The organism is Flavobacterium sp. LHD-85 (assembly GCF_030929595.1).
In the GTDB taxonomy this organism is placed as follows: Bacteria; Bacteroidota; Bacteroidia; order Flavobacteriales; family Flavobacteriaceae; genus Flavobacterium.
Genome location: NZ_JAVFVR010000017.1, coordinates 52,356 through 75,825, shown reverse-complemented (window position 1 = coordinate 75,825; position 23,470 = coordinate 52,356). Strand labels below are relative to the sequence as shown.

Here is a 23,470-nt window from a genome sequence, read left to right as displayed (position 1 = left end):
ACTATGCCGTTATGACAGAAATAGATATAGAAAAAGAAAACAAAGCTATTGCGCAGGAATACAAGGAATTACTTCGAATAAGTTACCAAACTTTAAGCCCTACTGACAAGAAATTAATTAGAAAAGCTTTTGATGTTGCCGTTGATGCTCACAAAGAACAGAGACGTAAATCGGGCGAAGCCTATATCTTTCATCCTATTGCAGTTGCAAAAATTGTTGCCTCAGAAATTGGTCTGGGTGCGACCTCTATCGCCGCGGCCTTACTTCACGATGTTGTCGAAGATACACCAATGACAGTCGAAGACATTGAACGTTTATTCAACCCGAAAGTGGCTCAGCTGGTTGAAGGACTTACGAAAATTTCGTTAGTTCAAAAAGACCTAAATGCTTCAATGCAGGCGGAGAATTTCAGAAAAATGATTCTGACACTGAATGATGATGTACGTGTAATTTTAATTAAACTAGCTGATCGTCTTCATAACATGCAAACCATGGATTCGATGGCGGAATATAAACAGACCAAAATCGCATCTGAAACTTTATACATTTATGCTCCTCTAGCCCACCGTTTGGGACTTTACAACATTAAAACCAAACTTGAAGATTTAGGATTAAAATATACCGAACCAGCAGTCTATGAAGACATTGTAAGTAAAATTCGTGAGACCAAAGAACAACAGGATGCCTATATCAAAGATATTTCGGAGGTTTTGAAGAAATCTTTAGACAATGAAGACATTGATTATATCATCAAAGGTCGACCAAAATCGATTTACTCTATTCGCCGAAAAATGCGTGCGCAAAACGTAACTTTCGATGAAGTTTATGACAAGTTTGCACTTCGAATTGTTTACAAAGCCGATCCGCATGAAGAAAAATTCATCGCTTGGAAAATATATTCTATCGTAACCGATCATTATCGTCCTAGCCCTAGCCGTTTGCGTGACTGGATTTCATCGCCAAAATCAACTGGTTATGAAGCACTTCACATTACTGTAATGGGTCCAAAAGGACGCTGGGTCGAAGTTCAGGTGCGAAGCGAACGTATGGACGAAATCGCCGAAAAAGGTTACGCAGCGCACTACAAATATAAAAACGGTGCGACAGAAGAAAGCGGTCTGGATACTTGGCTAAATCTTCTTCGCGAAGCTTTGGAGAATCCAGAAACCAATGCCGTTGATTTTGTAGAAGATTTTAAAATGAATCTGTATTCTAAAGAAATCTTCGTCTTTACGCCAAAAGGAGAAATCAAATCGTTGCCAAAAGGCGCTACTTCCCTCGATTTTGCATTTAGCATTCACTCTGAAATTGGAATTAAAACCCGCGGAACTCGTGTAAACGGACGTTTAGTCCCTCTAAACTACGAATTAAAAAGTGGTGATCAGGTCGAAGTGATTACTTCTCCAAATCAGAAACCAACTGTAAACTGGTTAGAATATGTAACAACTTCGAGAGCTAAAAATAAAATTAAAAACGTTCTTAACGAGAACACTAAAAAAATTGCAGAAGAAGGAAAAGAATTACTTGTTAGAAAATTAAAACACTTAAAAGTTACGTTTAATGAGCAAGTAACCAATGAACTTGTAAACTTTTTCAAACTTAAAACGAGTTTAGATTTATTTTACCGAGTTGGAATTGGCGCGATTGAAAATCAGCAGTTAAAAGATTATGCGGCACAGAAAAGCAATTCGTTTATCAATTTCTTCAAAAATAAAATTAAACGAACCAAAGATACCGCAGACGAGGATATTCACAAACCAGTCATCAGCAGCAATTATGACATGTTGGTTTTTGGAACAGAACATGACAAACTGGATTATAAATTATCGCAATGCTGCAATCCAATTCCTGGTGATGACGTTTTTGGTTTTGTTACGATAAATGAAGGAATAAAAGTGCATAAAAAAGATTGTCCAAACGCTATTGGAATGCAGTCTAATTATGCTTACAGAATCATGAGTGCCAAATGGATTGACTCTTCTCAAGAAGAATTCAAAGCCATTATCAATATTACAGGAATGGACGTTTTAGGACTTACCAACCAATTGACAAAGGTAATTTCAAACAATATGAGCGTAAATATTCAAAGTATTTCGCTAAGTACCGATGCTGGAATTTTCCACGGACAAGTTGCTGTAATTGTGAAAAACAATACGATTTTGAAAAAAATGATTAGCGCCATTAAGAAAATTGATGGGGTCGATAAGGTTACTAGAGAGTACAGAACCTAACTTTTTAGGGAAACTATAAGAATTTTGTAACGAAACTTTAAACCCGAAACTTTTATTCATTAAAAATAAAAAATTATCTTTGCCGGATATGACACTTATTTCAACTGACAACACTAAGAATCAAGAAATTGTAAAAAATGTTTTTACACTATATCTTGAACAAAAAGGGCATCGCAAAACTCCTGAGCGTTATGCTATACTTCAGGAAATTTACGATAGCGAGGAGCATTTTGATATAGAAAACCTTTATATCAAGATGAAAAACAAGAACTATCGTGTGAGTAGAGCTACTTTATACAACACGATCGAGTTATTGTTAGACTGCGCTTTGGTTAGAAAACATCAATTTGGACAAAATCAGGCTTACTACGAAAAATCATATTTTGATAAACAGCATGACCATATCATTATGACAGATTCTGGTGAGGTAATCGAATTTTGTGATCCAAGAATTCAAACCATCAAAAAAACTATCGAAGAAATTTTTGATATTGAAATCACTAATCATTCGCTTTATTTCTACGGAAACAAAAAGCAAAATTCAAATTCATAGTCTATTCCGTTAGACTTTTTCAAAAAAATAAAAAAAGAAAATTAACTACATAATCAGTAGGACGACTTAGATTGTCCCAACGCAAATTAAAACAGAATGACCGTAGATTTATTACTAGGATTACAATGGGGAGATGAAGGTAAAGGAAAAATTGTAGACGTACTTACCTCAAATTACGATATTATTGCACGTTTTCAAGGAGGACCAAATGCAGGACATACGCTAGAATTTGACGGAATTAAACACGTACTTAGAACGATTCCTTCTGGAATTTTTCACAAAAATTCAGTAAATATCATCGGAAATGGAGTTGTAATTGATCCTGTAGTTTTTCAAAAAGAAATTGAAGGTTTAGAAAAATTCAACCTTGACATCAAAAGCAAATTGATCATTTCTAGAAAAGCGCACTTAATTTTACCTACTCACCGTTTGCTTGACGCAGCTTCTGAAGCTTCAAAAGGAAAAGCAAAAATTGGTTCTACTCTTAAAGGAATTGGACCAACTTACATGGACAAAACAGGTAGAAACGGTTTACGTGTTGGAGATATCGAATTAGAAGATTTTAAAGATCGCTACAGAGCTTTGGCTGACAAACACGAGGCAATGATTGCTTTCTATGATGTTAACATTCAATACAACTTAGCAGAATTAGAAAAAGAATTCTTTGAAGCTATTGAAGAATTAAAGAAATTAGATTTCATTGACAGTGAAGAATACATGCACCAAGCACAAAAAGCTGGAAAATCTATTCTTTGCGAAGGTGCTCAAGGATCTTTATTAGATGTTGATTTCGGAACTTATCCTTTCGTAACTTCATCAAATACTACTGCTGCTGGAGCTTGTACAGGTTTAGGAATTGCTCCTAACAAAATCAAAGAGGTTTATGGAATTTTCAAAGCTTACGTTACACGTGTAGGTAGCGGACCTTTCCCAACTGAACTTTTTGACGAAGTTGGTGCTACAATGGCAAAAGTGGGTAACGAATTTGGTTCTGTAACAGGAAGACAAAGACGTTGCGGATGGTTAGACCTTGTTGCTTTAAAATATGCGGTTCAAGTTAACGGAGTTACTCAGTTAATGATGATGAAAGGTGACGTTCTTTCTGGTTTCGAAACTTTAAAAGTTTGTACTGAATACAACTACAAAGGACAAAACATTTCTCACTTCCCTTACAACATTGAACCAGAAAATGTTACTCCGGTTTATAAAGAGTTTAAAGGATGGAAACAAGATTTAACTGGAATGACAACTTACGATCAATTGCCAATTGAGCTAAAAGAATATATTGAGTTTATTGAAAAAGAAATCGAAGTGCCAATCAAAATTGTATCGGTTGGACCAGATAGAAAACAAACAATAACAAAATAATACATTTTAAACGCTCTGATAATCAGAGCGTTTTTTTTATACAAATTATTTCATTTATGAAAAATCCGAAAGTTGAAATTAAAGAAACTAAATTATTATCAGACAATTGGTATATCTTAAACCGTGTTACTTTCGATTACCAAAAAGAAAATGGTGCATCTGAAATTCACACCCGTGAAGTTTACGATCGCGGTAATGGTGCTGGAATTTTATTATACAATTCAACTAAAAAGACAATTATTCTAACACGCCAATTTCGTCTGCCTACTTTCCTTAATGGAAATAAGGACGGAATGATGATTGAAGTTTGCGCTGGACTTTTGGACAAAGACAATCCCGAAACGGCAATTATTCGCGAAACTGAAGAAGAAACTGGTTATCGCATTTCTAAAGTTCAGAAAGTTTTTGAAACCTATATGTCTCCAGGCGCAGTAACGGAAATTTTATATCTTTTTATTGGAGAATATGACGAAAGCATGACAGTAAGCGAAGGTGGTGGACTAGATGCTGAACAAGAAAATATTGAGGTTTTAGAATTTACTTTTGATGAAGCTTACGCCATGATTGAATCTGGAGAAATTACTGATGCAAAAACTATTATGCTGCTGCAGCATGCTAAAATTAAAAACCTGATATAAACATTTTAGCTTGGTAAAATGTAAATCCCGAAACCAATTCAAAAAATTATGTAACCCTTTTCAGCTATCAGATTTATAACTTTATATTCATAAAAATTCAATCTATGAAAAAGTTATATTACACAGCAAACGTACTACTAATCTTGATGTTGGTTTTATTAGGTTCTTGCAAAAAAACCGATACTATTACATTGACCGAAAATAAAAAAGATAAAAAGAAAGTAATTGAATATAAAAAGCCAGAAACGATTGCTTATCAAATAACGAATGCGAAAGAATGGCTAAAACTAAATGAAGCTGACAGTTCTAAAATGGATATTGTTTACGCCCTTAACCGAACAGACAAAGCTAATTTTAAGAAACTAGATTCTGTTGTTATTCCAGCAGATTTTAGCGGAGATTTAGTTTATTACCTCCCGTTTCCATTACATGTTTCAGCTTTAGAGGAGGTTTCAAAAATTGTTCTCTTTTCATATCCAACCCAAACTTTTGCTGCTTACGAAAACGGCGAATTGGTTCGTACAGGTCCAACCAATATGGGAAGAAAAAAAGATCCTACTCCTACCGGATTGTTTTTCACCAATTGGAAAGCAGAACAGACAACCAGCACCTTTAACGACGAATGGGATTTGAAATGGAATTTTAATATTGAAAATAAACTTGGAGTTGGTTTTCATCAATATGACTTGCCAGGATATCCAGCATCACATTCTTGCTTACGCCTATTAGAAAAAGACGCTAAATATCTTTATAAATTTGCCGACGAATGGATTTTGAAAGACAGGGAAAATGTAAAAGTAAAAGGAACCCCCGTTGTAGTTTTTGGAAGTTATGATTTTGACGGACCAAAACCTTGGCTACAATTGGCATCAGATCCTGAAGCTTTAAACATCTCTGAAAGCGATATTGAAAACATCATAAATCCTTATTTAAAGGAAATCTTAGAGAATCAAAACCTAAGAGAAGCCGAGCCAACAAAAACTTTATAAAATATACTCTAAATACAGAATCAGCTGAAATGATATACTTTATTTCAACTGATTTTTTTATGCTTATTAGTTTCATAATGCAAATATTTGGCTAAGCCCTCCACTTAACTATTATGAACCTCCAGCTAAAGCTGGAGGCAATTCATATTAGCATTCAAACTTTTAAACCTTTGCAACTTTAAGCCTTTCCCACTAAAAGACTCAGCATCTCAGAACCTCAGCATCTTAGAATCTCAAAAAAACAATAAATAAGCGATCGTTCATTTATTATTAATATCTTTGTACCGTAATCAATTAGAATTATGAGAACAAGAGATATCAATAAAGAAGAAATTGTAAAGCAAAAAGCGATAGAAATGATTGTAAACCAAGGCATGGAAGGTTTTGGAATGAATCGTTTGGCTAAAGAATGCGGCATTTCTGTTGCTACACTTTATATCTATTATTCAGATAAGGAAGACCTGATTCGTAAAATCGGAATAGAAATTGGCCAGAACTTCTTTGAAAAGATGTTTGATGGTTTCTCTACCGATATGTCTTTTAGAGACGGATTACGAAATCAATGGGAAAACCGTATTTATTTCAATCAAAATTTTGCGCTACAAGCTACCTGTTTTGAACTTTTAAGACATTCTACTCATGGTGATGCAATCATACAAGAGGTAACAGGGGAATACAAGCAAATGATGACCGAATTTATGCATTTGGCAATTGAGAGAAAAGAACTCATTTCTGTTCCTTATGAAGTTTTTTGGAGTATTGCTTATGGTTCGCTTTATTCTCTTTTAGAATTTCATAGAGACGGAAAATCAATGTCTGGAAAATCTTTTATTCTTAATGACAACATTAAAAATGAAGCTTTTAATCTTGTTTTAAAGGCGCTTACTCCATAATTTTTCAATTACAATAACAATTGCAAAAATCAATTTTAGATATAATATCAAAACACAATGAAAACTTCAATTATAAAAAATAAAAAAATAGCCATTATTGGTGGAGGCCCCGTTGGACTAACAACTGCAAGAATTCTACAAATAAACGGTGCTGATGTTACAGTTTACGAAAGAGACATTGACGCTCAAGCCAGAACTTCTGGCGGAACTCTTGATATCCATTCAGATTCTGGTCAGTATGCGATTCAGAAAGCAGATTTAATGGATGAATTCTACAAATATGCTAGACCTACTGGTGAGAAAATGGCTGATATGGACGGAAATATTACTTCTGATGAAATGCCAGATGAAACCAATGCTTTCTCCCGTCCAGAAATCGACAGAAACGATCTTAGAAAAATTATGCTGGATAATCTTAAAGAGGATACTGTTGTTTGGGACAGCCAACTAATTAACCTCGAAAAATCCCAAAACCAATATATTTTAGAATTTAAAAACGGTACAAAAACAACGGCAGATTTTGTTATTGTAGCAAATGGAGGAAGATCAAACGCTAGAAAATTTGTAAGCGATCGAGAACCTCAGCTTTCTGGAACGTATATTATTCAAGGGGAAATTGCAAACCCAGATCAAGATTATCCAGAGTTTAAGCCTAAATACGGAAACGGAAATGTTATGGCAATGGGTGAACACAAAATGTTTTACACACACACTATGCGCGACGGTTCAGTTCATTTTGGAGTTTCTTTTAAAGCAGATGAAGACTGGATTGCAAATCATGGAATCAATTTTGAAGATGACAAAGCGGTAATTTCTTTTTTAAACGAAACTTTCGAGAACTGGGGAGATGATTACAAAAAATTCTTTGCTGCATCAACTGAATTTTCTGGTTTGCCATTGCGTTTATTTTCTTTAGAAGAACCTTGGAAAGAACATTCAAACATTACACTTGCTGGCGACGCCGCTCACTTAATGCCTCCATTTGCTGGTGAAGGCGTAAATATGGGATTATTTGATGCATTTCATCTAACACAAAATTTGACTAACGGAAAATTTGAAACCATTGATGAAGCAATTGCCGATTATGAAAAGAAAATGTTTGGCTATGCTTTAGAAGCGCAACGTATGACAAAGAAAATGGAAGATTTACTGCATTCCGATATTGTTGCCGAAGATATTTTGAATAGTCGCTACGAATAAAAAATAAATTTCATAGCTTAGTACAGCTATGACCGATTCTTCAAAAAGTAATAGAACTTGCATAAAAGGGCATCGCTATATTAAAACTAGCGACTGTCCTACTTGTCCCATTTGCGAAGCTGAAAAAAAGCCAAAAACTGGACTTTTATCTATTTTATCTGCCCCTGCTAGACGAGCTTTAGAAAGCAAAAACATTATAACCGCAGAAGATTTATCAAAATATACACTAGAAGAGATTATGTCTTTGCATGGAATTGGTCAAAGCAGTCTGCCAAAACTCTTGGAAGAATTAAGAAAGAATAGCCTTACTTTTAAAGAAAACCATTCTAACTGAATAAAGTAGTTTTTATTTCTTACTTTCGTTCTCTAAGCGAAAAAAGCGCTTTGAATTACCTATGAAAAAACTATATTTATTTCTTTTTACTTCCGTTACATTTTTAAATTACGGCCAGTCCAATCAAACTTTAGATTTTAAAATACGGTTCTCACCTCAAACTGTTTACAATCAAACAATGACAAATTCAGCTTCATACGAACTTACTTATGAAGGATCTGAAGATTTTCTCAATACATTAAAATCTACTGGCGTAAAAAACCCGACAATAACTAATTCTACTATCGACATGGAGTCAGTTTTTAAAACTGGCAAAACAAATGCAGAAGGAAATTTTCCTGTTGTAATTGAATATATAAAATCTTTAGACAACAAAGGAAATACTATAATCCCGAATGGCACTTTAATCTACGGGAAAGGATCAATTTCTGCATTGCCAAAATTAGATTCTATTGTTGCAAAAGATCTTGATGAAGCATCTAAAAACACTATTTTTGAAATCGTAAAAAGCTCTTTTTCCCAACTTGCATTACCGGAAAAAAAATTAAAAGTTGGCGAAGCATTTTCTCAGGAAAGTCCTCTTACAATTCCAATTGGAGCACTTAACATTGATATGTCAATCACAACTATTTACAAACTAACAAATATCGTTGACAAAAATGCTTATTTTGACATCAATCAGGTTTATACGGCAAATGTTTCATCAGAAAACTTAAACAACATTATTGTCTCAGGAACCGGAACCGGAAAAATGACATACGACATTCCTAATTATTTTGCGAGCGAAAGCGCCATAGATATGAAGCTTATGTTTGACTTGAAACAAGATGAATTTGGCATTAAATTAAACTCTGCCACAAGCATAAAGCAAACTGCCAGAATTAGTAAAATCAAATAAAAAAAGGCGTAAGATTTAAATCTTACGCCTTTTGTTTTATATAAAAACTAAAAATTATCTAGAATAATTTGGAGCTTCTTTTGTAATTGTTACGTTATGCGGGTGACTTTCTGTGATTCCGCTTGACGTGATTCTAACGAAACGCCCTGTTTCCTGTAAAGTAGGAATATCTTTTGAACCACAGTATCCCATACCTGCACGAAGTCCTCCAATAAACTGAAGCATACTTTCGTTTAATTCACCTTTGTAAGGAACACGTCCAACGATTCCTTCTGGAACTAATTTCTTAACGTCATCTTCAACATCTTGGAAATAACGGTCTTTAGATCCTGTTTGCATTGCTTCAACTGATCCCATTCCGCGGTAAGATTTGAATTTTCTTCCTTCAAAAATGATAGTTTCTCCTGGAGATTCTTTTGTTCCTGCCAATAATGAACCTAACATTACACAGTCAGCACCTGCAGCGATAGCTTTAGGAATATCTCCTGTGTAACGAATTCCACCGTCAGCAATAACTGGAACTCCAGTTCCTTTAATTGCAGCGGCAACTTCTAAAACTGCCGAGAATTGAGGAAAACCAACACCTGCAACGATACGTGTGGTACAGATAGAACCAGGTCCGATTCCAACTTTTACTCCGTCAGCACCATTTTCTACTAAATATTTAGCAGCTTCTGGAGTAGCGATGTTTCCAACCACAACGTCTATTTGAGGGAACTTTGATTTTACTTCTTTCAATACATTCACCACACCTTCTGTGTGTCCGTGAGCTGTATCGATAATAATTGCATCTACACCAGCAGCAACCAAAGCTTCAGCTCTTTGAACTGCGTCTCCAGTAACTCCAATTGCAGCAGCAACTCTTAAACGACCAAAAGAATCTTTATTAGCGATTGGCTTTTGAGTTAGTTTTGTAATATCTCTAAATGTAATTAAACCAACTAATTCATTTTGAGCATTTACAACTGGTAATTTTTCGATTTTATGACCTTGTAAAACTACTTCTGCTTGTTCTAAAGAAGTTCCTTCAGCAACAGTTACTAAGTTTTGGCTTGTCATAACCTCAGCGATAGGTCTTGCACCGTTTTTCTCAAAGCGCAAGTCACGATTGGTAACAATTCCTTTAAGAATTCTATTTTCGTCAACGATTGGAATACCACCGATTCCGAATTCTTTCATAGCGTTTTTAGCGTCAGCAATTGTAGAGTTCATTGGTAAAGTTACCGGATCGATAATCATACCTGCTTCTGCACGTTTTACTTTTCGAACTTTTCCTGCTTGCTGTTCGATAGTCATATTTTTATGTAAAACACCAATTCCGCCTTCTTGCGCCATAGCAATTGCCATTGCACTTTCTGTAACTGTATCCATAGCAGCAGATACAATCGGAACGTTTAATGTAATGTTTCTTGAGAATCTTGATTTAATGCTCACTTCGCGAGGAAGCACATTCGAGTAGTTAGGTACTAATAATACATCGTCGTAAGTTAAACCTTCGCCGATAATCTTGGAGTTGTGTGCTATCATGTTGCAATTTCTAGTTGAATTGCGTGCAAATATAGTGAATAAATTGCTAACTTGAATACTAACTTATTCATAAATTTAACTTTACAAGAAAAGTCTTTCAAATTAAATTCCATTTTTTTTAATTCCAAATTCCAAGTTAGATCGAAAAAAAGCTTCGCTTTTTTTTGGGAGTTTGGAATTTGGACTCGAGCGATAGCGAACAGACGAAGTAATTTGAAAAATTGAATATTTCTATTCTTTATCTTGAAAAACAAAATTGATTCCGAGCTGAAAGGCCGCACTGCTGGCTTTGGAGATATCTTTATATTCTAAAACATTATTGACCAAAGCATAAATATTTACTGGACCAAGTGTCCCTGCTAGCCCTAAACCAATATTTGTATTTGAAAAAGTATCTAGAGTATAAGTGGCTTTCAAATCTAATTTCTTAAAAATATTTCTTCTGTAAAAGGCCGTTAAAGCAAATAAAGGTGTTCGAGGTGCAGACATTGCAAAAAGCTGTACTCCTACTGCATTTTTATAATAGGTATTGACTTTTCCATGACAATTACATTCGTCATCAGGACGCGCTTCTCCAAATGAATATTCGATAGAAGAATACAATTTTGTCGGACGCCATGTTGTATACTTGTTATAAAGGGTATCTCTTGGAATTGCTTTATCAAACTCATCGAAGACATTTTCGGGATCATCTGAACCTGAAAAATCAGGATTGGCACCATTGTATTGATAAGTTCCTTTGTAGGTAAGAGTTTCTATATCTTTGGTTTGTCTTATAAAACCTAAATCTATAATACTCGCCGTTAACTGTAAATTGTCTTTTATGTAATAGGTGATTCCGGCATCGATGCCCAAACCTAGACTTCCATTAAAAAAAGTATTATTGGCAATATCACGTGCGACATTTCCTTCGTATTCGTCTTTAGTAAAACTTGCAAGTCCAGAAGTTTTTAATTCTAAATTAGAAGAAATAACCTGATTGTAAAGGTTTGGAGTTCCAGATTCTTGACCTGTATAAATGTAGCCTGAATTTTTTGTCGAAGTAGCATTTGCACCACTTGAATAAATTTTGGCATGTCCTCCGTAAACAAATTTATCATTTACTTTTTTATGAAAACCAACATGAAAAACAGAAAGCACTTCGGCTTTCATGCTTAAATCGCCAAGATTAAACGATTTTCCGATATAATCTCGATTTCCGTTTAAGGCCAATAAAGCTAAATCTTTTGGAACAAACATAAAGAAATCAAATTCCTGATATAAGCCGAAAGAAACATACGAACGGCTTTCTCTTCCTCCAATCCTGAATCCGCCAGAAAATATTTCCAATTGCTGGTTGGTCACTACTTTATCATTGCTGGAAGATTTATTGACAACATCTCTCACTTTTTGATTAAAATCGACTCCATCATTTGAAAATAAATCATAAGCAGAAAAACTGCTGGAACCTACATTTGCTGAAATTCCAGATAAAACTGGAAATCCGAAATAATATTTATACGAAACATCAGCTCCTGGGTTTACAAGAGAAGACTGCGGAATTGAAGTGAAATTATACAAAAGCTCTCTGTTTTGGGCAAAACAAGAAATATGGAAAAATAAGCAAAGAATCAGTACTTTTCTCATTCGATTACTAAATAAGCTGTTGCACTTGATCTTAATTTTAAATTTCCAAGACTTTCACTATTTAATGGAGATCCTGCAGCAATTATTACCACAAAACCTATTTTTTGAGTTTGTTTTAAAAGATCTAAACGAGCGTTTTCAAAAACTTCTGTTGGATATTTTATAACGTTTGGAGTTCCTTTATAAGACGGAACCGTAAAAGATAAAGTTTGCAAGACTTGATCCTGATCATTAAGCAAAAGCATATTTAAGACAAAAGCGCGATCAATATTATTTTCAACTTCAAAATCAAGCTCAGCTTTATTAAGTCGTTCAGTAAAAAACTTATTCTTAAAAACATCAAAATCTCTAGAATCGTACCCAATATTAGTACCTCCATCATCTACAAGCCGATTAGCAGGAATATCAAAATAAGCAAGGTTTGCTACAAATACAGGCTCTAACTTAAAATCGTTTACCTGATCAAAATTTAAATCGCTTGAACAGGAAAATAATAAAAAGACTGAAAATAATATACTTGAAATTTTATTTAAAAAACTTAATCCCATGAGAACTGTTGTATCAATATTAAATGTAACGCATTTGTTTTACATTCATTATCTAAGGTAAGAAAAATAACCTTTTTTTAATGAAACTTTCCAAACAATTTAGAAGCTTCATTATAAGCACTTTCAAAACTAAGAGAATTAAGTCCTGTTATTCTTTTATTGGCAGTAAAATAAGAAACCAGTTTTTCTGTAGGCATATTTCCTGTAAGTTTATCGGTTGCCATCGGACAACCTCCAAAACCTTGAATAGCTCCGTCAAAACGGGTACAGCCTGCTTTTGCTGCTGCATCGATTTTCTCGAACCAGCTTTCTGGAGTTGTATGCAAATGAGCACCAAACTCAATTCCAGGATATTTCGGGATTAAATCTGAAAACAAATAAGTAATCACTTCTGGTGTAGAAGTTCCGACAGTATCAGAAAGCGATAGAATTTTCACGCCCATTCCAGCCAGTTTTTCTGTCCACTCCCCTACAATTTCAACATTCCACGGATCTCCATACGGATTTCCGAAACCCATAGAAAGATACGTAACCACTTCTTTATTTTTCTTATCAGCTACCTCAAGAATTTCTTCTAGCGTAACCAAAGATTCTGCAATAGTTTTGTGTGTATTACGCATCTGAAAGTTCTCAGAAATAGAAAATGGAAAACCTAAATATTGAATCTGCTCATAACTTGCAGCTGTTATTGCACCTTGTGTGTTGGCAATAATAGAAAGCAATTTGCTTGTTGTTTGAGACAAATCAAGTTGTTCTAAAACAGCAGCAGTGTCCTGCATTTGCGGAATAGCTTTTGGAGAAACAAAACTTCCAAAATCGATTGTATCAAAGCCAACTCGCAGCAAAGCTTGTATGTAGGTAACTTTATTTTTGGTTGGAATAAAATCCTTAATGCCTTGCATGGCATCTCGAGGACATTCGATGATTTTGATTTCTTTACTCAAAGCTTATTCTTTTGTTAAGGCTAAGTTAGTTCCTTTTTTAATGAAATAAAAGATAATTTTAGCGCAAACAAATTTATTAATGAATATTACAATAATCAATTTTATTACCAAAAAACGTAATAACTTAAAATATTACCAAAAAACGTAATAATTATTTTTATTCCTTATATTTGTAATATAAAATTTATAATTTTTTTAATTATATTTGAGTTATGACTAGTGTAATTACAGGTGACATAATTGGTTCGAGACAGCAATCTGAGCATTGGGTCGAAGATTTAAAGAAAATCTTAGCTCCATTTGGCAAAACGCCAAGTCAGTGGGAAGTATACCGTGGAGATGAATTTCAAATTGAAATTAGTAATCCCGAAGATGCGCTGTTAGCTGCTATTTTGGTAAAAGCACATTTAAGAACCATAAAATCTGATGCTCGGATGAGCATTGGTTTTGGAGATAAGACGCATAATGCTGCACGAATTTCTGAAAGCAATGGTTCTGCCTTTATTAATTCTGGAGAACTTTTTGAAACTTTAAAAAAACAAAAAGTTACTCTCGCTTTGCGAACAGGAGATACTGATTTAGATGAAAAACTGAATCTAATGCTCCAATTAGCATTGACTTTTATGGACAGCTGGCTGGTGCAATCGGCAGAATTTGTTGCTGTTGCAATTGAAAACCCAACCTTGTCACAGGAAGAATTAGGACAAAAACTAGGCATTAATCAAGCTGCTGTCAGCCGAAGACAAAAACGCGCTCAGTTTGATTTGGTAATGAATTTAGATCGATACTTTAGAAAACAAATAAAACAACTTACAGCCCCATGATTTTATTTATAAAACTACTTCTCGCACATTTGTTAGGTGATTTTATCTGGCAACCCAATTCTTGGGTCGCTAATAAAGAAAGCAAAAAACACAAAAGTGTTTATTTGTATATTCATATTTTACTGCACGGAGTTTTAGCAGCGGTTTTAGTGGGCGAAATCAGTTTTATACCTTATGCTGTAATAATAGCCGTTACGCACGGAATTGTAGATTTAATCAAATTAAATTTTCAGAAAAATAAAACCAAACGCACTTGGTTTGTAGTTGATCAAATTGCGCACATTTTAATTTTAATTGGAATAGCATTATTATATGAAAATAAGCCTATTCCTTATTTTTGGAAAGATAATGAGTTCTGGATTCTGCTTACAGGATTTTTATTGCTCACAAAACCAACCTCTATTTTTATAAAAACCATAATCTCAATATGGGCTCCTGAAAGCCAAAACAGCCATCAGGATAATTCTCTAATAGCTGCTGGAAATTATATTGGTATTTTAGAACGCTTATTTGTTTTCGGATTTATTCTAACCGGACATTTTGAAGCTATTGGTTTTCTTCTTGCCGCTAAATCTATTTTTAGATTCGGAGATTTAAAAGAAGCCAAAGACAGAAAATTGACCGAATATGTAATGATTGGGACCTTAATCAGTTTTGGAATTGCAATACTTATCGGATTAACTGTTCAAGCGCTGCTTTTATAATTGTTCTAAAACTTTTTTGTTAATTGCTTTGATTAACGCTGGACCTTCATAAATAAATCCAGTGTACAATTGCACCAAACTCGCACCTGCATTTAGTTTTTCGATTGCATCATCTGCAGAATGAATTCCTCCTACTCCAATAATTGGAAATGCTTTGTTGCTTTTTTCAGATAGAAAACGAATTACTTCTGTAGAACGTTTCGTCAATGGTTTTCCAGACAAACCTCCAGTTTCAGTTTGATTAGCAGATTGCAAACCTTCTCTAGAAATAGTGGTATTTGTTGCAATTACACCAGCAATTTGAGTTGTTTTTACAATATCAATAATATCCAACAATTGCTCATCAGTAAGGTCTGGAGCAATTTTTAAAAGAATTGGTTTTACTTTCTGGGTGCTTGTTTTTTGCTTTTCGACATTTCTATTTTGAAGTGTCTGCAACAAAGCTGTTAAAGGCTCTTTATCTTGTAAAGCTCTTAAATTTGGTGTATTTGGCGAACTCACATTCACTACAAAATAATCTACATGATTGAAAAGCGCATCAAAACAAATGATGTAATCTTTTACGGCATCTTCATTATCGGTTACTTTATTTTTTCCGATATTTCCCCCAATTAAAACACCTGAGTTCTTTTTCAAACGCTCTACCGCTTCTAGAACTCCGCCATTATTAAATCCCATTCGGTTAATAATTGCTTGATCTTCTTTTAAACGGAATAAACGTTTTTTCGGATTTCCTTCTTGTCCAACTGGCGTTACAGTTCCAATTTCGATAAAACCAAAACCAAAATCACCTAGTTCTTTATACAGCTTAGCATCTTTATCAAAACCAGCCGCAAGTCCTACAGGGTTTTTAAATTTAACTCCAAAAACTTCTCTTTCTAGTCGAGTATCTTTTACCTCATAAATTGATCTTATAATCGCCGAAACTCCAGGGATTTTTGAGATGAATTTTACAAAAGAAAAAGTAAAATAATGCACTTTTTCAGGATCAAAACAAAAAAGTATCGGACGAATTATCAATTTATACATAAGAGTTGTGTTGTTGTTATTTTGGCTGCAAATTTAAATATTATAGTTTAAAAAGGTGTCTTTTTGCGAAAACAAATCATTTTCTTTTTGTTTGATTTTTCCGCTCATAAATAAAACTATTCTTAAAACATAGACCGTCCATTGTTCTAAAACTTGCTTTTTATGTTGCAAATTATAAAATGAAACCACTTAAATCTGTTGAAAATATCCTTCCAAGCTTATAATATTTAAATTTGAGAGATTACATTTCAAAATTTTAAAAACTATAAGCCTATAAAAATATTTCGATTTAGAAAAGACTAAAAATTCCATTTTTTTCAGATTATTTTTTATACCCAAAAGTTCAACAAAGTGCCCCGCACAAGATCAATAATAATTAATAACTTAAATCATGAAAGTCAGTAAACAATTCATTCTGAAAAGTATTTTCACACTACTATTTTGCCTTTCATTAGGCTTAACCTCGAAATTAGCCGCTCAGGCAGATCCTCAGAAAGTAACTAAAGAAAATTTCCATGGTGTCATCGAACTTGATATTAGAAATTCAAAACCAGACTGGAAACCCTACACTAAAAAATCAGCTCCAGAAGGTGCGCCAAACGTATTGTTTATCTTATACGATGACACAGGACAGGCTGCTTGGTCACCTTATGGAGGAGCCATAAACATGCCAACACTGCAAAAATTAGCGGACAATGGTATTACCTACACCCAATGGCATACTACAGCATTATGTTCGCCAACTCGTTCTACTTTATTAACTGGTCGTAACCACCACTTAAACGGTATGGCATCCATCACCGAAACTACAGATGGTTATCCTGGAGCAAACGGACAAATCCCAGCTCAGTGTGCTACAATTGGTCAAGTACTACAACAAGCAGGATGGAGTACTTTCTGGATTGGAAAAAACCACAACGTACCAGAACAAGACGTTTCTTCTGGAGGCTCCAAAGCACAATGGCCAACCCAAATGGGCTTTGACCGCTATTACGGATTCATAGGAGGTGAAACCAACCAATGGTATCCTGATTTAATAGAAGACAACCACTTTATTGAGGCACCTTATACTCCTGAAGAGGGCTATCACTTATCTAAAGATTTAGCCGATAAAGCCATTGAATACATCAAAGACCAAAAAGCCACCAACCCCTCTAAACCATGGTATATGTGGTACTGCCCTGGAGCAAACCATGCACCACACCATGCACCAGAAGAGTACATTGCTAAATACAAAGGAAAATTTGATACTGGTTACGATGCTTATCGCGAATGGGTATTACCTCGTATGATTGCTAAAGGAATTCTACCTAAAGGAACTAAAAACACCGATTTCAATTTCTTACCTCCTAATATTGCTAATCCTGGTGATTATGTAAAACCTTGGAATAAACTAAGTGCTGATGAGAAAAAATTATTCTCAAAACTAGCCGAAGTATATGCCGGTTTCTCCGAATACACTGATGCTCAAGTAGGACGTGTTATTGAGTATTTAGAAAAAACAGGTCAGTTAGAAAATACTGTTGTTCTTTATGCTGCCGATAATGGTGCTTCGGGTGAAGGTTCTCCATCTGGATCTGTAAACGAAAACAAATTCTTTAATGGTTATCCTGATGAATTATCTGAAAATTTAAAATATTTGGATAAACTAGGAGGCCCAGATACTTACGAGCATTATCCTACTGGTTGGGCGGCGGCTTTCTCTGCTCCCTACAAAATGTTTAAACGCTACAGTAATTATGCAGGAGGAACTTGTGATGCATTAGTAATTTCATGGCCAAAAGGAATTAAAGCCAGAGGTGAAATCCGTAATCAATACCACCATTCTACTGACATTGTACCTACAATTTTAGACATCTGTGGTCTAAAAATGCCTACTAAATATAATGGCGTAGATCAATATCCATTATCTGGAGTTTCAATGAAATACTCGTTTGATGCTAAACCAGATGCTCCTACTCAAAAACACATACAGTACTATACAATGTTAGGGACTCGTGCCATTTGGAAAGACGGTTGGAAAGCAGTTGCTGTACATGTACCGCTTACCGGTAAAAGCAACTTTGACAAAGACGAATGGGAATTATACAATGTAGATGTGGACAGAGCTGAGTCAAACAATTTGGCTAAAAAGTACCCTGAAAAATTAAAAGAACTTAAAGATGCTTGGTTTGACGAAGCTGCTAAAAATTTAGTTTTACCTCTAGACGACCGTTCTCCTATGGAATTATTAAGCACGGAACGTCCTTCTCAAGAAAAACCAAAAACTCGTTACATTTACTATCCTGGAACTGCTGCTGTACCAGAAGGTGTAGCAGTAAACGTACGCGGTCGCTCATACAAAATTGTCGGTGATGTAGATATTAAATCGGGAGCTTCAGGAGTAGTTTTTGCTCACGGATCTCGCTTTGGAGGACACTCTTTATTCATCAAAGACAATAAATTACACTATGTTTATAATTTCTTAGGAATTCAGCCAGAACAATCTTTTGTTTCATCGGCTACCTTAACTCCTGGTAAACATGCCTTGGGATTTGAGTTTGTAAGAGAAAGTACCGGTAAAAACGGAGAACAAATTGGTACAGGTCATTTATACATTGACGGCAAAGAAGTAGCCAAAGGTCCTATGAAAACACAACCAGGTAAATTCACACTTTCTGGTGATGGTCTTTGCGTAGGATTCGATAGTGGCGACGCTGTAAGTCATCAATATAAATCACCAGGTACTTTTAAAGGTGGAGAAATCTTAGGTGTTGGTGTTGATATTAGCGAACAAAGCTATGAAGATCTTAATAAAGAAGCTTTAAGAATTATGAAAAGCGAGTAGTCTTATAGAAAAATAAAATTAAAGAGGTATTTATATACTGAAAAAAGTAAATAAAATACCTCTTTTTTATTAAAGATTAAAGATTAAAAACTAAATCACAATGACTAGTACAAGCCATCTTAAAAAAACACTTTTTCTAACAGCTCTTTTGTACTTAATCATTCAAAACAAAATTTCAGCTCAGGAAAACGAAGAAAAAAAATTCAAAACGCATCATCAAATCGGAATATCGATTAATCATGTTCATGTTTTTGAAGGCCGTGATGACGAAGGAAATCGGGAAACTTTAACCCTTCCTGCTTGGGGGATAGATTATACATTTCAGTTTCATGAAAAATGGGCAATTGGTCTTCATACTGATTTTGTTATGGAAAAATATAAAGTCGAAAAAGTATACGCTAGCGAAGAAGACAAAGAAACCGTAGAAAGAAGTTATCCTATTGCTCCTGCCTTAATGGGAATTTACAAACCAAACGAAAATTGGAGTTTTCTTCTAGGCTTTGGAGGCGAATTTGCTAAAGAAGAGGATTTTTTCCTAACCAGAGCCGGAGTTGAATACGGCTACGAATTGCCAAAAGGCTGGGAAATTTTCGGAACCGTTAGCTACGATTTTAAATGGAATGCCTATGACAGCTGGGGACTAGGTTTAGGAATTGCGAAGAACTTTGGAGGAAAATAAACATTTTAAAAACCAATTATGTACCTATACAAAACAAATAAAACTGTTTCGATTTCAAAGATTATTTTGACATTCTTGATGCTTTTAATTGGTTTTAATGGAATGGCCCAGCTTGAAAAAGAAAAGGACACCACAAAAATAATGACTGTTCGATATGGAGATAAGGGGCTTGAGTTGCGTACAAAAGACAACAAATTCCTGTTTCAATTACATAGCCGACTTCAGTTTCGTTTTTCAACACCAAATGATACAGATCCATTGACTTACGATGATTATAGCCAAGATGCTAAAACGACTTTCAAAATAAACCGTGCCAGATTAAAAATTGGCGGTCATGCTTTTGAACCTTGGCTCAAATATTATTGGGAGTATGAATTAAGCCAATCCAATTTACTTGATTTTAGATTAATGATCGAAAAATGGGACTTCCTGAGTTTTAAAGTTGGGCAATGGAAAACCGAATTTACACGAGAACGCTTTATCAGCAGCGGTGAACAGCAAATGGTAGATCGATCCTTAATTAACCGTCCTTTTACTGTAGACCGACAATTAGGAGCAGAAGTTTATGGCCATTTAAAAGGAGCTGGTATTGCCGATTTCAATTATTGGTTTGCAGCTCTTACCGGAACCGGAAGAGGAAGTACTTCTAACGATGATAATCACTTAATGTATTTTGGAAGAGCACAATGGAATTTCCTAGGCAGATCCCTTGAATTTGAAGGCTGCGATTTAGAATTTCACGAAAAACCAACTCCAATTATTGCTTTCTCAGCTGTAACCAATCGAAGCCCTTATACGCGATTTTCTCAAGCTGGAGGAGGTTCTTTAGATGGATTTGAAGATGGATTACCAGGTCAATATAGAGTCAATCAATGGAATTTGGAGAGCGCTTTTATGTATCGCGGATTTTCTTGGCAAAGCGAATGGCATACTAAAGAAATCATTGACAAATACAACAATAACGATATGACGGTAATGAAAGGCTATTATGTTCAAGCCGGATATTTCTTCCATAATGTTTTTAATTGGTGGCCTAAACAATTAGAAATGGCGGGACGTCATGCGGGCTACAGACCTGATAATTCTATAAGAGAAAACAGACAAGAAGAATCTACATTGGCTTTTAACTGGTTTTTTAAAGGTCATAAAAACAAACTGACTTCAGAGGTAAGTTACTTTAGTTTTCAAGACAAAACGCTTCCATTAGAACAAGGGTGGCGATTTAGAATACAATGGGATATTTCATTATAATTCAAACTTTTAATTCATTAATTCAAAACGAACATTTTTTTTCATAACTTTAAATCACATAAATTACTGAATATGAAAAGTATATCGAAAACAGTAAAAAAACTGGCACTTCTAATGTGTTTAACCGGAGCTTTTTTGTTTATTTCTGTTGACAGCTTAGCGCAGCGTCATCGTGGTGGCGGTGGTGGTGGCGGATTTAACAGAGGTGGCGGAGCAGCTACACATTCCCGTCCAGCCAGACCAGCTACACAGTCCAGACCAAATGTGTCAAGGCCAAGTACAACTAGACCTGCTGCAACGACTAGACCGGGAGCCAATAATTCTGGCACTCAAATAACTAGACCTGCAAACAATTCTAACAGAAACAACGCTGTAAATAGAAACAATACAGTAAATCGAAATAATACTGTCAATCGAAATAATACTGTCAATCGAAACAATGTAGGCAATAGAAACACCAACATAAGCGGCAATACCGTTAACAGAAACAGAAATAATGTCAATATTAATGTTAACAATAGTGTTCATGTTCGCAATAATCGAAATACAGTAGTTCGTCCCGGATACAGACCATATACACGCCCACCTTATGTGTATGGCGGTTACAGATACAATTGCTATCATCCTTATTATCCGCGTCCTTATGTACCATTTTACTGGGGACCAGTTTGGCATCCTTGGGGATTTTTCGTAGCAACTCTAGCAACTACGGCAATTATTGTAAGCGTGCAAAACGAAAAGTATCACTACGATCAAGGAGTTTGGTACACCTCGACCAATGGCGGTTATACAGCAGTTCCTGCACCAGTTGGAGGTACAGTAAACAATATTCCAAGCGGAGCAGAAACAGTAAATACCGGTACGGTAAACAATTACTATTATGGAGGAACCTATTATGAAAAAGATGGCGGGAAATATACTGTAGTTGCTCCTACAGCAGGAACAATTGTAGATAATTTGCCTGAAGGCGGAGAAGAAGTGACCATTGGCGATGCTAAATATGTAAAATTTGGTGAAACCTATTATCAACCTGTACAAATTGATGGGAAAAATAAATACGAAGTAGTTTCAGTTGAGAAAGAAAGTTAATCTTATTAATTCTATAAAATTACTATAGTTATAAAAGTAATTTTGCTAATTTTATGCCCGCTATTGATAACCATTATAAGCTCAAATAAATAAACCATGAAAAACAAAACCTTTTGGATTTTTGCGTTACTCACATTATCCATTATTTCAATCGCTTACAGCTATACTAGATTTACAAATAAGGAAGAAAAAGCAGAAAAAACAATTGCCGAATGTCACGAAATTCCAAGCAATGCAGAATCTGAATTCAAGCCAACCGTTGAAAATAAATTTAAACCAACAGAAAAAACCCCGAAAGGCATGGTTTGGATTCCTGGTGGCGAATTTTCTATGGGAACTAATGTTGAAGATGAAAGTCTATGCAGTATTAAAGGCGTGACAAAAGATGCAGCTCCAATTCACAGAGTTTATGTAGATGGCTATTATATGGATGAAACTGAAGTAACTAATGAAGAATTTGAAAAATTTGTAAAAGCTACTGGTTATGTCACTGTTGCTGAACAAAAACCAACTAAGGAAGAGTTTCCAACAGCAAACGAGGAAGATTTAGTAACAGGTTCTGTAGTCTTCACTCCTACACCATCAGCAGTTAATTTGAACAATTTCTTGCAATGGTGGCGTTACGAACCAGGTGCCGATTGGAGACATCCAGAAGGCCCCCAAAGTACCATTATAGGAAAAGAAAAATATCCTGTTGTACATGTTGTTTACGAAGATGCTGCAGCTTATGCAAAATGGGCTGGAAAAAGACTTCCAACTGAAGCTGAATGGGAATTTGCTGCAAGAGGTGGAAAAACTGGAAATTTATACGCTTGGGGAAATGATTTAAAACCAAAAGGAAAATTTCAGGCTAACATCTACCAAGGCCATTTTCCAATTAAAGACGGTGATACTGGAGAAGACGGATTTAAAGGAATTGCCCCAACCAAACAATACGCTCCAAATGCATACGGATTATATGATATCGCTGGAAATGTATGGGAATGGGTAAACGACTGGTACAGCGTAGATTACTACAAATCATTAGCAGAAAGCGGTAAAGTGACAAAAAATCCGCAAGGGCCAAGTGCTTATTACGATCCGAATGACCCAACCGAAATAAAACGCGTACACCGTGGAGGTTCGTTTTTATGCACCGATCAATACTGCACTCGCTATATGGTTGGAACAAGAGGAAAAGGCGAAATCAGATCTGCCGCAAACCACGTTGGTTTTAGATGCGTAAAAAGTAAATAACAAACTCAAAATACCAAAAAGGGATTCAAAATTGAATCCCTTTTTTATTAATTCAGATATTGAAAGCTAAATTTCCTAGCAG

The 23,470-nt window shown here is 35.1% G+C and carries 21 protein-coding genes; 16 read left to right on the top strand and 5 right to left on the bottom strand.

The window, feature by feature from the left end:
• Positions 1-11: 11 nt before the first annotated feature.
• The 9 genes from RB618_RS21350 to RB618_RS21310 all read left to right on the top strand — a co-directional run bounded on the left by RB618_RS21350 (position 12) and on the right by RB618_RS21310 (position 9,104).
• Positions 12-2,231, top strand: a complete 2,220-nt coding sequence (locus RB618_RS21350) for a RelA/SpoT family protein (RefSeq protein WP_308070655.1) — start codon at positions 12-14, stop codon at positions 2,229-2,231.
• Between the two features lie 88 nt (positions 2,232-2,319).
• Positions 2,320-2,784: a Fur family transcriptional regulator gene (locus RB618_RS21345; protein WP_008462215.1), complete on the top strand. Its 465-nt coding sequence runs from the start codon at positions 2,320-2,322 to the stop codon at positions 2,782-2,784.
• A gap of 96 nt (positions 2,785-2,880) precedes the next feature.
• Complete coding sequence (locus RB618_RS21340) at positions 2,881-4,152, top strand: adenylosuccinate synthase (protein WP_308070654.1); 1,272 nt, start codon at positions 2,881-2,883, stop codon at positions 4,150-4,152.
• A 56-nt stretch (positions 4,153-4,208) separates the two neighbouring features.
• A complete protein-coding gene (gene nudK, locus RB618_RS21335; RefSeq protein WP_308070653.1) occupies positions 4,209-4,790 on the top strand; it encodes a GDP-mannose pyrophosphatase NudK in 582 nt (193 codons plus the stop codon).
• Positions 4,791-4,894: 104 nt separating this feature from the next.
• A complete protein-coding gene (locus tag RB618_RS21330) occupies positions 4,895-5,779 on the top strand; it encodes a L,D-transpeptidase (protein WP_308070652.1) in 885 nt (294 codons plus the stop codon).
• A gap of 302 nt (positions 5,780-6,081) precedes the next feature.
• Entirely contained in the window at positions 6,082-6,672 is a 591-nt protein-coding gene (locus tag RB618_RS21325; RefSeq protein WP_308070651.1) for a TetR/AcrR family transcriptional regulator, read from the top strand.
• A 57-nt stretch (positions 6,673-6,729) separates the two neighbouring features.
• The gene (locus tag RB618_RS21320; RefSeq protein ID WP_308070650.1) at positions 6,730-7,872 is read left to right on the top strand and encodes an NAD(P)/FAD-dependent oxidoreductase; all 1,143 of its coding nucleotides are present in this window, start codon (positions 6,730-6,732) and stop codon (positions 7,870-7,872) included.
• A gap of 28 nt (positions 7,873-7,900) precedes the next feature.
• Positions 7,901-8,206 (top strand): hypothetical protein, encoded by a 306-nt coding sequence (locus tag RB618_RS21315; protein ID WP_308070649.1) that lies wholly within the window; start codon positions 7,901-7,903, stop codon positions 8,204-8,206.
• 61 nt (positions 8,207-8,267) lie between these two features.
• Complete coding sequence (locus RB618_RS21310) at positions 8,268-9,104, top strand: hypothetical protein (protein ID WP_308070648.1); 837 nt, start codon at positions 8,268-8,270, stop codon at positions 9,102-9,104.
• Positions 9,105-9,158: 54 nt separating this feature from the next.
• Here the strand turns inward: RB618_RS21310 and guaB are convergent, their stop codons facing one another.
• From guaB to RB618_RS21290, 4 genes are all read right to left on the bottom strand, one after another.
• Positions 9,159-10,631, bottom strand: a complete 1,473-nt coding sequence (gene guaB / locus RB618_RS21305) for an IMP dehydrogenase (protein ID WP_308070647.1) — start codon at positions 10,629-10,631, stop codon at positions 9,159-9,161.
• 231 nt (positions 10,632-10,862) lie between these two features.
• Positions 10,863-12,257 (bottom strand): DUF5723 family protein, encoded by a 1,395-nt coding sequence (locus RB618_RS21300; RefSeq protein ID WP_308070646.1) that lies wholly within the window; start codon positions 12,255-12,257, stop codon positions 10,863-10,865.
• Positions 12,254-12,805: a hypothetical protein gene (locus RB618_RS21295; RefSeq protein ID WP_308070645.1), complete on the bottom strand. Its 552-nt coding sequence runs from the start codon at positions 12,803-12,805 to the stop codon at positions 12,254-12,256. Before RB618_RS21295 ends, RB618_RS21300 begins: the two co-directional genes overlap by 4 nt.
• 77 nt (positions 12,806-12,882) lie before the next feature.
• On the bottom strand, positions 12,883-13,749 hold the full coding sequence (locus RB618_RS21290) for a hydroxymethylglutaryl-CoA lyase (RefSeq protein WP_308070644.1): 867 nt from the start codon (positions 13,747-13,749) through the stop codon (positions 12,883-12,885).
• A 212-nt stretch (positions 13,750-13,961) separates the two neighbouring features.
• On the opposite strand from RB618_RS21290, the gene RB618_RS21285 reads away from it, so the two are divergent.
• Both RB618_RS21285 and RB618_RS21280 read left to right on the top strand, forming a co-directional pair.
• Complete coding sequence (locus tag RB618_RS21285) at positions 13,962-14,573, top strand: hypothetical protein (protein WP_308070643.1); 612 nt, start codon at positions 13,962-13,964, stop codon at positions 14,571-14,573.
• Entirely contained in the window at positions 14,570-15,277 is a 708-nt protein-coding gene (locus tag RB618_RS21280; protein ID WP_308070642.1) for a DUF3307 domain-containing protein, read from the top strand. The genes RB618_RS21285 and RB618_RS21280 overlap by 4 nt, the downstream gene beginning before the upstream one ends.
• On the opposite strand, the gene RB618_RS21275 is transcribed toward RB618_RS21280, so the two are convergent.
• Positions 15,272-16,306 carry a quinone-dependent dihydroorotate dehydrogenase gene (locus RB618_RS21275; RefSeq protein ID WP_308070641.1) on the bottom strand — a complete coding sequence of 345 codons (1,035 nt, stop codon included), beginning with the start codon at positions 16,304-16,306 and terminating at the stop codon, positions 15,272-15,274. The two genes, RB618_RS21280 and RB618_RS21275, sit on opposite strands and share 6 nt — an antisense overlap.
• Before the next feature lie 391 nt (positions 16,307-16,697).
• Between RB618_RS21275 and RB618_RS21270 the strand changes: the two genes are divergently transcribed.
• The 5 genes from RB618_RS21270 (at position 16,698) to RB618_RS21250 (ending at position 23,388) form a co-directional block, all read left to right on the top strand.
• On the top strand, positions 16,698-19,133 hold the full coding sequence (locus RB618_RS21270) for an arylsulfatase (RefSeq protein WP_308070640.1): 2,436 nt from the start codon (positions 16,698-16,700) through the stop codon (positions 19,131-19,133).
• A gap of 100 nt (positions 19,134-19,233) precedes the next feature.
• Positions 19,234-19,812, top strand: a complete 579-nt coding sequence (locus RB618_RS21265; protein ID WP_308070639.1) for a hypothetical protein — start codon at positions 19,234-19,236, stop codon at positions 19,810-19,812.
• Between the two features lie 18 nt (positions 19,813-19,830).
• Positions 19,831-21,063: a porin gene (locus RB618_RS21260; RefSeq protein ID WP_308070638.1), complete on the top strand. Its 1,233-nt coding sequence runs from the start codon at positions 19,831-19,833 to the stop codon at positions 21,061-21,063.
• 72 nt (positions 21,064-21,135) lie between these two features.
• Positions 21,136-22,152, top strand: a complete 1,017-nt coding sequence (locus RB618_RS21255) for a DUF6515 family protein (protein ID WP_308070637.1) — start codon at positions 21,136-21,138, stop codon at positions 22,150-22,152.
• A gap of 96 nt (positions 22,153-22,248) precedes the next feature.
• Positions 22,249-23,388 carry a formylglycine-generating enzyme family protein gene (locus RB618_RS21250; RefSeq protein WP_308070636.1) on the top strand — a complete coding sequence of 380 codons (1,140 nt, stop codon included), beginning with the start codon at positions 22,249-22,251 and terminating at the stop codon, positions 23,386-23,388.
• Positions 23,389-23,470: the final 82 nt, after the last annotated feature.